The sequence below is a fragment of the Salinicola sp. DM10 genome (assembly GCF_017306975.2).
Lineage (GTDB): Bacteria > Pseudomonadota > Gammaproteobacteria > Pseudomonadales > Halomonadaceae > Salinicola.
Map to the genome: position 1 here is coordinate 159591 of NZ_JAFLEN020000003.1, position 13223 is coordinate 172813.

Here is a 13223-nt window from a genome sequence, read left to right on the forward strand (position 1 = left end):
TATCAGTTGTCGTTGAGGTTCAGGCGGGCGCGAATCGCCGCCTCGATCCCGGCGGCATCCAGGCCGCAGTCACGCAGCAGTTCGGCGGGCTTGCCGTGCTCGACGAAGGCATCGGGGATGCCCAGATTGAGCACCGCCGGCGTCAGCCCCTCCGCCGCCAGCAGCTCGTTGACCCCGCTGCCGGCGCCGCCGGCGACCACGTTCTCTTCCAGGGTGACCAGCAGCTCGTGGGTCTGCGCCGCGGCGACGATGGCGTCGCGATCCAGCGGCTTGACCGAGCGCATGTTGAGGTGTGTCGCTCCGAGCCGCTCGGCGACCTCGGCCGCTGGCGTGTTCAGGCTGCCGAAGGCGAGCAGCGCCACGCGTTCGCCCTCACGCCGGGTCTGCGCGCGGCCGATCGGCACCTGCGCCTCGAGGTCCTGAGGCAGCTCGCTGCCGGGGCCGGTACCCCGGGGGTAGCGCACTGCCGCCGGGCCGGGGTGGTGATAGGCGGTGGTGAGCATGGCGCGACACTCGGCCTCGTCCGCCGGCGCCAGAACCACCAGACCGGGCACACAGCGCAGGAAGGAGAGATCCAGCGCGCCGTGGTGGGTCGGGCCGTCTTCGCCCACTAGCCCGGCACGGTCGATGGCGAAGGTGACATCCAGGTGCTGCACCGCGACGTCGTGCACCAGCTGATCATAGCCGCGCTGCAGGAAGGTCGAGTAGATCGCCACCACCGGCTTCATCGCCTCGCAGGCCATGCCGGCGGCCAGGGTCACCGCGTGCTGCTCGGCGATCGCCACGTCGTAGTAGCGCTCGGGATAGGTCTGCGAGAAACGGATCAGGTCGGAGCCTTCGCGCATCGCCGGGGTGATGCCGATCAGGCGCGTGTCCACCGCCGCCATGTCGCACAGCCAGTCGCCGAAGACGTTGCAATACTTGCGCGGCTTCGGGCGCAAAATATCTTCGCTGCGCGGTTTCGGGCGCAAAGCATCTTCGTTGCGCGGTTTCGGGCGCACAATATCTTCGCTGCGCGGCTTCGGGCGCAACATCTCTTCGCTGCGCGGCTGCGGGCGCGATGCATCGTCGGGCTTGGACGTCGAGGCTGCCGCGGCGGGCGGGCGCTCGGCGTCGACCCGCGGCGGCGCCGGCGGCTTGCGCTCGAGCTTGGTGATGGCATGAAAACCGATCGGGTCGGCCTCGGCGGGCCGGAAGCCGCGCCCCTTGCGCGTGCGCACGTGAAGAAACTGCGGCCCCTCCTGATCACGCAGCGCCTCCAGCGCCTGGTTGAGCGCCGCCAGGTCGTGGCCGTCGATGGGGCCGATGTAGTGAAAGCCCATCTCCTCGAACAGCGTGGCCGGGCTGATCATGCCCTTGACGTGTTCCTCGGTGCGCCGCGCCAGCTCCAGCGCCCCGGGCAGGTGCGAAAGCACCCGCTTGCCGTTCTCGCGCACCGCCGCATACGGCTTGCTGGTGAGAATGCGGGTCAGGTAGCTGGCCATGCCGCCGACGTTCTCGGAGATCGACATCTCGTTGTCGTTGAGCACCACCAGCAGGTTGGCCTTGACGTGGCCGGCGTGCGCCAGCGCCTCGAAGGCCATGCCGGCGGTCAGCGCGCCGTCGCCGATCACCGCGCAGGCGCGGCGCTTCTCGCCCTTGGCACGCGCGCTCAGGGCCATGCCCAGTGCGGCCGAGATCGAGGTGCTTGAGTGGCCCACGCCGAAGGTGTCGTAAGGTGACTCCTCGCGCCGCGGAAAGGCCGCCAGGCCGCCGTACTGACGAATCCCGGTGAGCGCGTCGCGGCGCCCGGTGAGGATCTTGTGCGGATAGGCCTGGTGGCCGACATCCCACACCAGGCGGTCGTGGGGGGTCTGCAGCGCGCGGTGCAGCGCCACCGTGAGTTCGACCACGCCGAGCCCGGCGCCGAAATGGCCGCCGCTGACACCGACGCTGTAGAGCAGGTAGGCGCGCAGCTCGTCGGCGACCTGGCGCAGCTGCGCCAGCGTCATCCGGCGCAGCCCGGCCGGCGCATCGAGCGTGTCGAGCAGCGGCGTCAGCGGGCGCTGCGTGGGGATCTCGTCGAACAGCTTCATAGAATAGGTCGTTACCGGTCAGTGATCGCGATCGATCATGAAACGGGCCAGCCACGCCAGCGGCGCGCCCGCGTCACCCAGCGGCGCCAGCGCCGCGAGGGCTTCGTCGAGGAGCTCGCGGGCCCGCGCCTGGGCGCGCTCAAGCCCCAGCAGCGCAGGATAGGTCGGCTTGTCGCGGTGCGCATCGGCGCCCGAAGTCTTGCCCAGGGTCTGGGTATCGCCGGTGACGTCGAGCACGTCGTCGTGGATCTGAAACGCCAGGCCGATGGCCGCGGCGTAGCGGTCGAGCGCCGCCACCCGCGGGTCGCTCTCGGCCACCGCCACCAGCGCCCCCAGACGCACGCCGGCGCGGATCAGCGCGCCGGTCTTGTGCTGGTGCATCGCCTGCAGCGCGGCGAGGTCGAGCGGTGTGCCCACCGCGGCGAGATCGATCGCCTGCCCCGCCGCCATGCCGTCACGGCCGGCGGCCTGGGCCAGGGTCGTGACGAGCGCGGCGAGGCGCGGATGCTCGCGCGAGGCGAGCACCTCGAAGGCCAGCGACTGCAGGGCGTCGCCGGCGAGAATCGCCAGCGGCTCGTCGAAGGCGCGATGCACCGTCGGCCGGCCGCGGCGCAGGTCGTCGTCGTCCATCGCCGGCAGATCGTCGTGGACCAGCGAGTAGGCGTGGATCATCTCCAGCGCGGCGGCGGCGGGGTCGAGCGCATCGTTCTGCGCGCCCAGCGCCTGGCCGGCGAGGTAGACCAGCACCGGGCGCAGCCGCTTGCCGCTGCCGAGCACGCTGTAGCGCAGCGCCTCGTCGAGCGCCGCCGACACTCCCGGCGAGCGCTCCAGCCAGGCCGCCAGCACCTGCTCGCTGCGCGCCCGCGCGGCGGCGACGGCGACCTCCGACGAGGTCTGCTCGTGCACGTGCTCAGGGCTCATGCGGCGGCTCTCCAGCAGTCTCGAACGGTACCGACTGCAGCGTGCCGTCGGCCTGTTCGAGCAGCGCCTGCACCTTGAGCTCGGCGCCATCGAGGCGGCTCTGGGCGTCGCGGGTCAGACGGATGCCGCGCTCGAAGGCGGCCAGTGAGGCTTCCAGCGTCAGTTCGCCGGATTCGAGCTGCGCCACCAGCCGCTCCAGTTGGGTCAGCGTGGTGGCGAAGTCCTGGGGAACGTCCTGTTCGGCCATCTTGTCAGACATGGTGCACTCATAGCGTCGCTCCCTGTGCCTCGCACGGGCGCGGGCGGGAGCCGGGTCGAGGGCGCGGCGGCCAAGCCACCGGCACCAAGCGAAAACGGTCTTCGAGTATACACCGCCGCCCCCGGGGGTCGTCTGCCCTCGGGGTGAAATCGTCGCGCGGTTTGCGCATTGTCGGCGTCGGTTCGGCCCCGTCTCGGGTGCCTGCCACGACACGCTCACGATTGCACGGCATTCATGTCTGCGTGCGTCATTTTCATCCTCACCCGCGACGTCTGTGTTACGCTATGCGCCCGCTGGCGGCGGCCTCCCGACACTGTGTGAGCTCGCGCGACGTCCGCTTTCGCCGACGGATTTCCCATCACCGCGACGCGCTCGCGACAAGCCGATGAAGAAAGGTTGATCCCCCAATGGCCAAGACGTCTCTGGACAAGAGCAAGATCAAGTTTCTGCTGCTCGAGGGCATTCATCAGTCCGCCGTGGATTCGCTGCTCAACGCGGGCTACACCAACATCGAAACGCTCTCCACGTCACTCAGTGAAGAAGAGCTGATCGACAAGATCCGTGACGTCCACTTCATCGGCATCCGCTCGCGCACCCAGCTCACCGAGCGGGTCTTCGCCGCCGCCGAGAAGCTCACCGCGGTGGGCTGCTTCTGCATCGGCACCAACCAGGTCGACCTCGACGCCGCCCTGGCACGCGCGATCCCGGTATTCAACGCGCCCTTCTCCAATACCCGCTCGGTGGCCGAGCTGGTGCTGGCCGAAACCATCATGCTGCTGCGCGGCATCCCGGAGAAGAACGCCCGCGCCCATCAGGGCGGCTGGCTCAAGTCGGCCAAGAACTCCCACGAGGCGCGGGGCAAGACCCTGGGGATCGTCGGCTACGGCAGCATCGGCGCACAGCTCTCGGTGCTCGCCGAGTCCCTCGGCCTCGACGTGATCTACTACGACGTGGTCACCAAGCTGGCGCTGGGCAACGCCCGCCAGGTGGGTAGCCTCGAAGAGCTGCTGGCACGCGCCGACGTGGTCAGCCTGCACGTGCCCGACCTGCCCGCCACCCGCTGGATGATCGGCGCCGAACAGATCGCGCTGATGAAGCAGGGCGGCATTCTGATCAACGCCTCGCGCGGCTCGGTGGTCGAGATCGAGCCGCTGGCACAAGCGCTCCAGAGCGGCAAGCTGCTGGGCGCGGCGATCGACGTCTTCCCGGTCGAGCCCAAGGGCAGCGACGAGGAGTTCGTCTCGCCGCTGCGCGGTCTGGAGAACGTGATCCTGACCCCGCACATCGGCGGCTCGACCCTGGAAGCCCAGGAGAACATCGGCATCGAAGTGGCCGAGAAGCTGGTCACCTACTCCGACAACGGCACCACCATCACCTCGGTCAACTTCCCCGAGGTGGCACTGCCCTCGCACCCGGACAAGCATCGCCTGCTGCACATCCACGAGAACGTGCCCGGGGTGCTCTCGGAGATCAACCGCGTGCTGTCGGAGAACGGCATCAACATCGCCGGCCAGTTCCTGCAGACCAACGACAAGGTCGGCTACGTGGTGATCGACGTCGACAAGGCCTACGGCCCGCAGGCACTCGATGCGCTCAAGCAGGTCAATCATACCGTGCGCCTGCGCGTGCTCTACTCCGAGACCGACTATCGCGCCTGATCCCGCTCATCGCGCCCGAGGCGCGGCACTTGTTGCCAGACCTTCTGAGGAGGAGCGCAGGCTAAGCCCACTTCTTCAGATCCGAGGCCCGCGCCACCCGGCGCGGGCCTCGGCGTATCTGGCCGACGGATCACCGTCTGACCACCTCTCACCGCCAGGGGTCACTGATAGCGCATGATCGCGGCGTGCTGCGCGGCCAGGCGTTTGAGCAACTGGTTGCGTGCAGAAGCGGAGATCGGCTGGTCGAGCAGCGTCGCCTGGAGCGCATCGACCAGACGATTGAAGTCGGCCTCATGGATGCCCATGTGCTGGTGCGCCTTGTCCATCGGCGCGCCGCGGTAGATACAGGGGCCATCGCTGATCACGCACAGGTAGTCCTGCAGCGAGCCGACGAAGTAGTCGATGTTGGTGTTGGCGAAGAACGCCACCAGCTCGGGGTCATCGGCGAGGCGATAGGTGAAGTCCTCGACGATGGCATGAATGCCCTGCTCGCCCCCGAGCTTTTGATAGAGGGTCGGCGCGGGCTTTGGCGGCGAGGCAGCACAGCCGCTCAGGAGCAGCGCCAGCAGCGCCGCGGCCCAGCGCCCACGTGAGTGAATGGGATACATCACAGGCTCCCCGTCAAAGCGCCAGTTGCAGCGAGAGATAGCCGCCGCGCTGGTTCTCGAGCCCGGCGATATCGCCGAGATCGAGCCAGGCCCCGGTCAGCGAGAGGTGGCGGGTCAAGAAAAGCGCGGTGAACACATCCTGCCACGCCTGCTCCTCGGCAAAGCCGAGGTTGTCGGGCTTCTGCCGATACTCCACCCCGACCACCCAGGCCGGGGTCAGGAACAGCCCCAGCGAGCCTTCGGCCACCAGCGAGCGCCCGCTGTCGCGATCGCCGCCGAAGCCGAGCAGCCCGCCCTGGTTGGCGCGGGTCGAGCGCAGCGTCAGGTTGGCCAGCAGGTTACGCCCGGCCACGGCGTCGAAGAACAGCTTGCTGCCGGCCAGATAGAGATCGTTACCCTGGGTCGCCTCGGCGCCCACCGCGTGCGCCAGCGCCTGCCCCTGATCGAGCCGCTTGTGCTGCACGCCAATGCTCCAGCTGCCCCAGGGGTGGTAGAGCGGATCGCCGAACAGGCGCAGCTTGGCGCCGTAGATCTCCTGCTCGAGCACGCCGCCCAGGGTGTCGAGCGCCAGCCGCTGGCGGGCGTAGGAGAGTTCCACCCGGTCGTGCCAGTTGACCCCGATCCCGCGCACGCGCAGGCCGTAGTCGTCCAGCCACGCCTCGCTGGCGGCCACGCTCACCGCCACCTCGGTATCGCTGGCGGTGCCGGCGAGCACGCCCCAGGGCGAGAGTCCCCCACCGGCGGCCCCCTCGATCTGGGTCACGCCACCGGTGCCCAGCAGACGGCTCCCCGCCTGTGCCGGCGTCGCCAGCGTGGCAGCCGCGGCCAGCGCAGTGGCACCCACCGACAGGCGCCGCAGCCAGCGGCGTAGGTGTCTCGCCATCAGGCGTCTCCTCGCAAGGTCATGGTGTCGAAGGCTCGGGCGGTTGCAGAGGCCGGCGCACGCCGGGCGGATAAGCGGCGATCCACTCGGCCACGGCGGCCGCGGGCAGCGGACGCGAGATGCCGTAGCCCTGCAGATAGTCGCAGCCGAGCTCGACCAGCAGCGCCCTCGCGGCGTCGGTCTCGACACCCTCGGCGACCACCTCGAGCCCCAGGTTGTGGCCGAGCTCGATGGTCGAGTGCACGATGATGCGGTCGTCGGAGTGCTGATCGAGCTTGAGAATGAAGGATTTGTCGATCTTGAGCTGGCGTACCGCCAGGTGCTTGAGCTGGCCCAGCGAGGAGTAGCCGGTACCGAAATCGTCGATCGCGGTGCTGGCGCCGCGCCGCGACAGCTCGGCCAGCACCCGGCGCGACACCTCCGGGTCGGAGATGATAGCGCTCTCGGTCACCTCCAGCCCCAGCCGGGACGGGTCCAGACCATACGCGGCCAGCGCCTGATCGAGCCGCTGCGGCAGCGCCGGGTCGATCACGTCCTGGGCCGAAAGATTCACCGCCACCGCCAGGCACAACCCCGCCTCGGCCTCCCAGGCGGCCAGTTGCCGGCACACCGTGTCCAACATCCAGCCGGTCAGATGGGAGATGATCCCGGCACTCTCGGCCAGGGTGATGAACTCGTCCGGCGGGATGAAACCGAACTCCGGATGCTGCCAGCGCATCAGCGCCTCGAGCTCGACCAGCGCGCCATCGACGGCGGCGATCTTGGGTTGGTAGACCATGCTCAACTGCCCCCGCTCGGCCGCCAGTTGCAGATCACGCACCAGCGTCATTTCGCGCAGACGCTTCTCGTCCTGCCCTTCCACATAGCGCAGATAGCCGAGCCGTTGCTGCTTGGCCATGGCCATGGCGACCTCGGCCCGCCGCAGCAGCAACGGTGCGCTGCCCCCATGCTCGGGGAAGTTGACCTCGCCATAGACGAGCTGCAGGCGCAGCGGCGATTGCTCGAGCTCGATCGGCTGCGCCAGCCCCTCGCGCAGCGACGCCAACCAGCGCGCCTCGACGGCTCCCGAGTCGATCAGCAGCAGAAACTCATCGCCCCCCAGGCGGTAGGCGTGACGCATCGGCGCCGGGCAGTCAGCGAGCCGTCTCGCCAACTGGCGCAGAGCCTGATCGCCGACGGCGTAGCCGAAGGTATCGTTGATATGGCGGAAACCGCAGATCGACAGCCGCAGCAGCGTGAACGGGGAGCCCGCCGCGACCGCCTCGGCGATGTCCTGCTGCGCCGAGTGGCGATTGGCCAGCCCGGTAAGCTGATCACGCCGCGCCTGCTCGCGCTGCTGGCGTTCGCGGCTCTCGATATCGCGCTGCATCGCTATCAGGGTACGCCCGAGCAGGCCGATCTCACCGCCTCTGTCGGTCGGCACCTCAGTGATCCGCTCGCCGCGGCCGATCCCTTGGGCCACTTGGGCCAGCCTTATCAATGGCCGTGACATGCTGCGCGCACTGAAGGCGGCGACCAGCGCGGTCAGCGCCAGCGTCACCGCAAAGATCGCCGCTAGCCGCCAACCGAGGGCCTGGAATACCGCCAGCAGATCCGCACGCGAGTGCTCCACCACGGCATAGACTTGGCCCCGATCTGCATCCGCGGGGATCTCGGAGGTCATCAGCGGCGAGGCGAGCACCAGCGCGTCCAGCCTGGAGTCGACGCCACTGTGGTACAGATACTCGCCGCGCGCCAGATCCGCGCGCAGCGCGCTCAACGCCGCGGGCGGCATTTGGGCCAACGCGCCGGCGACATAGCCCTTCATACCGCCGGAAATATCGCCCTTCATATCGCCCGGTGCTTCGTCTACGGCATCGCCCGCTGTGTCGTCTACGGCGTCACCCGGTGCCGCCGACGCCTGATCCGCGCCACTCACCAAAAAACTGACCTGCAGCCGAGTCAAGCGGCCAATCTCCTCGGCCAGCGGCGTATCGAGCAAAAACCCCATGCCGACCCAGCCGATCAGGTTGGGCGCGCGCACCGGGAGCATGACGAACTGATAGGGGCGCGGGCCCTGCAGCACCACACCGGTCGCCTCGCCGGCCTGACGTACCTGTCGCCATAGTCGCGGGAACGGCATCGGCGTACCGGGGGCGTGATGGCTACTGGCCACGATGGTGCCGTCCGGCGCCGCCAGCAGCACCATATCGGCGCCCACCCGCTGGCCATGGTTGGCCAGAACGCTGGCCAGCGTGCCCACATCCTGAGAGGCGATCGCGCTCTTGAAGCCGAAGTCCGAGGTCAGGATGCCGACACTGTCGCGCAACTGTTTGCCGCGCTCGTCGAGCAGCTGGCGCATCACCCCGAGCCCCACCTCCAGCTCGCGCCCGCCCTTGTGCATGACATCGCGATGGATGGTGCCCAGGGTGGCGATGGCGGCGACCAGCTGGGCCACGACCATCACCGCCAGCATGATCAGCAACAGACGTCGGCGGAACGACACTCAGCGGGCCTGCGTCTGTTCGAGCGCGTGCCGAAAGCGCTGCTGCAGAGCCGAGGGCTCGGGCACCGAGGGCAGGCTCGCCGCGAGTTCGAGCGCCACTTGGCGCGTCTCATCGGCGCCGATCTCGCCTTCCCACCACACGAGATGCGTGTCTTCCAGGCGTGGGTGCCACACGCGCAGCCGGTGCCGCCCTGGCGGCAGCGCGAACGCGGCGCGGCCATCGTCAGCGGTGAGTGCGCGGTAAGGTGCCTCGCTGACCACGATGAAGGCCTCCATGGCGTCATGGATATTACAGCCGAGCACGACCACCCCGGCGCGATCGAAGCGCACCGGCGGCGGCGTTTCCTGCAGGTAGAGATCGAGGCTGAACGGGTGCGCCGGCGAGAAGGAGTAGACCTGATGGCGAGTGGTATCGCGATTGGGAAAGCTGACCTCGGCACCCACCGGCACCAGCAGCACGTGCGGAATGAACGTGGCATGGCGCTGAACGATCTGGTAGCCATCGGAGGCGGCGCGGGTCGCACCCGCTGTGGACGGCGCGTAGACCTCGATCACCGCCTCACTCAGCGGCGCGCCGGTAGCGGCGTCGGTGATCTGCAGCTGAGCGCTGACGGCGGGGGCCGCCCACGCCAGCAGCATCAACGCCAGGGCCGCCAGCGGTGCGCTCAGGGTCCAGCGGTGCGAAGGGGTCGGGCACATCTCGGCGCTCTCGCTCGGCGGCGGCGCGCGGACGTCGCGGCCTCCCGCCGACCTGCCCGCGCACCGCCCACCTAAAGGGGGGTGGCAGTACGTAAAACGTCTATCGGCGACTCGATCTTGAACTTTACTTTGCCACATCGCGTGCCGCGCAAGCACGCGTACGGTCCCGGCGTGGCGGGCGCTCAGGGCAGCTCGCCGCTGCCCTGCTGCCCGCGGGTGGCATCCGCTGGATTGGCGGTGGGGCCATCCTGGGGGACGCCGGGCTGAACCTCGCGCTGGCCATCGGCGTAGGTGTTGACGGTACAGCCGGCGAGCAGCGACAGCAGCAGTGCGGCTAGAGCAAAAGAGAGTAGATGACGCATGATGAGTTCCTCGTGATCCCGCCGGGCACCCTGTGGACGGCCCGGTGTCGTTATGATGGCGCTCGAAAAGCGCTGAATGGATCGCCGAACGCGATGCCTTTACGGCGCCCGTGTCGTGACACCCTAAAAATCGATGCCGATACCAGCATAGACCGTTCGCCCTGGCGCCGGCTCGAAGTAGCGCGCATTGCTGGCGTTGATGCGCACGTTGGCATAGTGCTCCACCGCGAACAGATTGCGCACACCGACATAGGTCTTGAGCCAGGTATCGCCACCCAGATGCCAGCCGTCGCCACCGCGCAGATTGACCAGCCAGTAGTCGCCGACGCTCACCTCGCCGGCGTTGTCCGCCACCATATCGCCCACGTACTGGGTCTCGACGCTGGCGAAACGCTGGCCGCCCCCCTCCCAGCTCAGGCGGTTGACCCAGGTCTGCTGCGGCAGGCCGGGGATGCGCTTGCCGTCGTAGCGACCCTGGGTATCGGAGAAATGCTCGAAGTGGTAGCGCGCCAGCGTCAGGGCGCTGTCGAGGCGCCAGCCGGGGGTGAACTGCCAGCCGAGCGCGACCTCGAGGCCATCGCGCTCGCTGTCACCGGCGTTCTGATAGAAGGTACGCCCGGATTCGCCCTCGTAGGGCACCAGCTCGTCACGCACCCGCACCGAGAACAGCGCGACGTCGTAGTCGACGCCATTGGTGAAGCTGCCGCGCGCGCCCAGCTCGCGGCTCCACGCCTTCTGCGGCTCGATATCGCCGTTGAAGCCGCCAGCGCCGCTGGGATTGGCGAACTCGGAGAAGGTCGGCGTCTCGTAGGCGGTGGCGGTGTTGGCATAGAGCTGATGGTTGGCGCGGTAGCGGTAGCTGATACCCGCGCTGGTGCTCCATTGATCGAAGGTCCGCTCGCCGCTGTCATCGCCGTCCTCGTTGGCGGAGTCGATATAGGCGTCGTCGATCTTCATTTTGACCCGGTCGTAGCGACCGCCGAGGGAGAGCGTCCAGCGCTCGTCGAGGTCGAGATCGCCCTGCACGAAGGCCCCCAGCGAGGTCGCCGTCTGGGTCTCGTCGGCCGCCGTGCCGGTGACCTCGCCGCTGAAGGCGACGCTCTTACGTCCACGATCGTCGCGCTGATGCGCGACATCGACCCCGGCGACATAGCGCAGCGGCATCTGCGCCAGGTGCACGGTCTGGTGGTACTCGGCGCTACCACCATAGTAGTCACGCTGATAGTCGATCAGGCTGTCGCCGGGATAGGGCAGTTGCTGCTCGAAGTCGCGGCGCAGATAGAAGCCCTTGAGATAGAGCGCCCCGGGCCCCGCCGAGAGATCCTCGTACTGCAGGCCGAATACCTGCTGATCGACGTTCTGGCCGGTGTCGTACTTCTCGGTGAAGGCCCCGGCCTGATCGCGGTCGGCATGCACCTGTGCCCGGGTCAGTCCGCTGGGATCTTCGGACTCGGGATTGTCGAGCAGATTGACGATGGCGGTGAGCGCACGGTCGCTGCCCAGCTCGCGGCGCAGCTTGGCGTTGAGCAGATACTTCTCGGTGGCGCTGTGGTCGCGGTAGCCCGAATAGTCGAGGGCGGAGAGGCTGACATGGTGCGACCAGGGGCCATTGACCCCGCCGTTGCTCACCGCGTACTTCTGATAGCCGTGGCTGCCCCCTTCCATACGAATGTGGCTACCCGGATCGTCGCGCCCGTCCGCCGTGGTCACGCTGATCACCCCGCCGGCGGCATTGCCGTACTGCACCGCGGCCGGCCCGCGGATCACCTCGATGCGTTCGGCGCTGTCGAGATCGATGGCGTCGAGCTGGGCCTGACCGTCGGGCAGCGTATAGGGGATACCGTCGACCATCACGGTGATACCGCGTACACCGAACGGCGCCCGCGCGCCGAAACCGCGGATGGCGATGCGCTGCCCCTGGGCGAAGTTGTTGCGGTTCTGCAGATAGAGGCCAGGAACGAGGTCGAGCGACTCGTCCAGCCTGACCCGCTGCTGGCCCTGCTGGATCGCTTGGCGGTCGACCACGGAGACGGCCGCCGGCGTGGCGTAGAGTTCCCGCGCCAGGCGTGGCGCGGTCACCTCGATGACCGGCTGGGCCTCGGGCGCGGCACTGGCCGTCTGGGCCAGCGCGCCCAGCGGCGCGAGCAGCACCCCGGCGCCGAGCGCCCGGGAGAGAATTCGGATTGTCATGGCGTTCCCTGCGAGATCCCCCGTCATGGCGCGACGACGATGCCTGCAGAAGACGCATGGCGGCTGCCGCTGTGCGGGGGTGTCCGGTGATGATGGCGAGAAGCGCCCACTATGCCGCAGCCAGCCAGGGCTGACAAAACCGAGTTGGCGCCGCGCGCCAATCGTGACCATGCTCAAGGCTCGGGTGTCATTGCCCCTGCGGCGGCGGCGCCATCTTCTGCAAGTTCATTCTGTGTAAGTTCATCGTCTGCAAGGAGGCAAACGCATGGATCTCGCCATCAGCGGCAAGACCGCACTGGTGACCGGCGCCCAGGGCGGCATCGGTCTGGCGACCGCGCGGCGGCTCGCCGCCGAGGGCGTCAATCTCGTCCTCAGCGACATCGACGCCGAGGCGCTCGAGGCGGCGGCGGCCGATCTCGACAGCGCGACGCTCTGCGTCACCGCCGATGTCACCGATCAGGCCCAGGTCGATGCCCTCGTCGCCCGCGGCCGCGAACGCTTCGGCCATATCGACATGGTGGTCCACGCCGCCGGCATCACCGGCGCCAAGGGCGACCCGCTGACGCTACCGGACGCCGATTACGAAGAGGCGTGGCAGATCGACTTCTTCTCCGCCGTGCGTCTGGCGCGCGCGACCATCCCGGCGATGCGCGAACAGGGCTGGGGGCGCTTCGTCTGCCTCACCTCGGAGAACACCGTACAGCCCTACTGGGAGGAGGCGGTCTACAACACCGCCAAGGCGGCGCTGAGCGCCTTCATCAAGAATCTCTCCTACCGCGAGGCGGCGCACGGGGTGCTGTGCAACACCGTGGCCCCGGCGTTCATCGCCTCACCGATGACCGACGGCATGATGCACCAGCGCGCCAAAGCGCTGAACTGCTCCTTCGACGAGGCAGTGGCGAGCTTTCTCGACGAAGAGCGCCCGGGCATCGTCGCCAAGCGCCGCGGCGAGGCGGACGAAGTCGCCTACATCATCGCCATGCTGCTCTCCCCCCACGCCTCCTTCGTCAACGGCAGCAATCTGCGCGTCGATGGCGGAGCGGTGATGTCGGTACAGAACTGACGTCCGAACCCTCTGACCAC

General features: G+C 68.4%; 11 protein-coding genes. 2 read left to right on the top strand and 9 right to left on the bottom strand.

The window, feature by feature from the left end; translation table 11 throughout:
* Positions 1 to 2 precede the first annotated feature (2 nt).
* The 3 genes from J0A90_RS12340 to J0A90_RS12350 are packed head-to-tail and all read right to left on the bottom strand — an operon-like array spanning position 3 to position 3255.
* Positions 3 to 2075 carry a 1-deoxy-D-xylulose-5-phosphate synthase gene (locus tag J0A90_RS12340; protein ID WP_207036366.1) on the bottom strand — a complete coding sequence of 691 codons (2073 nt, stop codon included), beginning with the start codon at positions 2073 to 2075 and terminating at the stop codon, positions 3 to 5.
* A gap of 18 nt (positions 2076 to 2093) precedes the next feature.
* A complete protein-coding gene (locus J0A90_RS12345; RefSeq protein ID WP_207036367.1) occupies positions 2094 to 2996 on the bottom strand; it encodes a polyprenyl synthetase family protein in 903 nt (300 codons plus the stop codon).
* Entirely contained in the window at positions 2986 to 3255 is a 270-nt protein-coding gene (locus J0A90_RS12350) for an exodeoxyribonuclease VII small subunit (protein WP_207036368.1), read from the bottom strand. Before J0A90_RS12350 ends, J0A90_RS12345 begins: the two co-directional genes overlap by 11 nt.
* A 407-nt stretch (positions 3256 to 3662) precedes the next feature.
* Here J0A90_RS12350 and serA point away from each other — a divergent pair, with 407 nt between their 5' ends.
* The gene (gene serA, locus J0A90_RS12355; protein ID WP_207036369.1) at positions 3663 to 4913 is read left to right on the top strand and encodes a phosphoglycerate dehydrogenase; all 1251 of its coding nucleotides are present in this window, start codon (positions 3663 to 3665) and stop codon (positions 4911 to 4913) included.
* 161 nt (positions 4914 to 5074) lie between these two features.
* On the opposite strand, the gene J0A90_RS12360 is transcribed toward serA, so the two are convergent.
* The 6 genes from J0A90_RS12360 to J0A90_RS12385 all read right to left on the bottom strand — a co-directional run bounded on the left by J0A90_RS12360 (position 5075) and on the right by J0A90_RS12385 (position 12140).
* Positions 5075 to 5521: a group 1 truncated hemoglobin gene (locus tag J0A90_RS12360; protein WP_207036370.1), complete on the bottom strand. Its 447-nt coding sequence runs from the start codon at positions 5519 to 5521 to the stop codon at positions 5075 to 5077.
* 13 nt (positions 5522 to 5534) lie between these two features.
* Entirely contained in the window at positions 5535 to 6404 is an 870-nt protein-coding gene (locus J0A90_RS12365; RefSeq protein WP_207036371.1) for a DUF3034 family protein, read from the bottom strand.
* A gap of 19 nt (positions 6405 to 6423) precedes the next feature.
* Complete coding sequence (locus J0A90_RS12370; protein WP_207036373.1) at positions 6424 to 8889, bottom strand: EAL domain-containing protein; 2466 nt, start codon at positions 8887 to 8889, stop codon at positions 6424 to 6426.
* The gene (locus J0A90_RS12375) at positions 8890 to 9588 is read right to left on the bottom strand and encodes a Cupredoxin (RefSeq protein WP_207036375.1); all 699 of its coding nucleotides are present in this window, start codon (positions 9586 to 9588) and stop codon (positions 8890 to 8892) included. It abuts the gene before it with no gap.
* Between the two features lie 182 nt (positions 9589 to 9770).
* Positions 9771 to 9950 (bottom strand): hypothetical protein, encoded by a 180-nt coding sequence (locus tag J0A90_RS12380; RefSeq protein ID WP_207036377.1) that lies wholly within the window; start codon positions 9948 to 9950, stop codon positions 9771 to 9773.
* A gap of 123 nt (positions 9951 to 10073) precedes the next feature.
* On the bottom strand, positions 10074 to 12140 hold the full coding sequence (locus J0A90_RS12385; protein ID WP_207036379.1) for a TonB-dependent receptor: 2067 nt from the start codon (positions 12138 to 12140) through the stop codon (positions 10074 to 10076).
* Between the two features lie 265 nt (positions 12141 to 12405).
* Between J0A90_RS12385 and J0A90_RS12390 the strand changes: the two genes are divergently transcribed.
* A complete protein-coding gene (locus tag J0A90_RS12390) occupies positions 12406 to 13203 on the top strand; it encodes an SDR family NAD(P)-dependent oxidoreductase (RefSeq protein WP_207036381.1) in 798 nt (265 codons plus the stop codon).
* The last annotated feature ends 20 nt before the right edge of the window (positions 13204 to 13223 follow it).

Bases quoted from the DNA above. Each gene is read 5' to 3' on its own strand.
- J0A90_RS12340 (WP_207036366.1), bottom strand. From the start codon at position 2,075: ATGAAGCTGTTCGACGAGATCCCCACGCAGCGCCCGCTGACGCCGCTG.
- J0A90_RS12345 (WP_207036367.1), bottom strand. From the start codon at position 2,996: ATGAGCCCTGAGCACGTGCACGAGCAGACCTCGTCGGAGGTCGCCGTC.
- J0A90_RS12350 (WP_207036368.1), bottom strand. From the start codon at position 3,255: ATGTCTGACAAGATGGCCGAACAGGACGTTCCCCAGGACTTCGCCACC.
- serA (WP_207036369.1), top strand. From the start codon at position 3,663: ATGGCCAAGACGTCTCTGGACAAGAGCAAGATCAAGTTTCTGCTGCTC.
- J0A90_RS12360 (WP_207036370.1), bottom strand. From the start codon at position 5,521: ATGTATCCCATTCACTCACGTGGGCGCTGGGCCGCGGCGCTGCTGGCG.
- J0A90_RS12365 (WP_207036371.1), bottom strand. From the start codon at position 6,404: ATGGCGAGACACCTACGCCGCTGGCTGCGGCGCCTGTCGGTGGGTGCC.
- J0A90_RS12375 (WP_207036375.1), bottom strand. From the start codon at position 9,588: ATGTGCCCGACCCCTTCGCACCGCTGGACCCTGAGCGCACCGCTGGCG.
- J0A90_RS12380 (WP_207036377.1), bottom strand. From the start codon at position 9,950: ATGCGTCATCTACTCTCTTTTGCTCTAGCCGCACTGCTGCTGTCGCTG.
- J0A90_RS12385 (WP_207036379.1), bottom strand. From the start codon at position 12,140: ATGACAATCCGAATTCTCTCCCGGGCGCTCGGCGCCGGGGTGCTGCTC.
- J0A90_RS12390 (WP_207036381.1), top strand. From the start codon at position 12,406: ATGGATCTCGCCATCAGCGGCAAGACCGCACTGGTGACCGGCGCCCAG.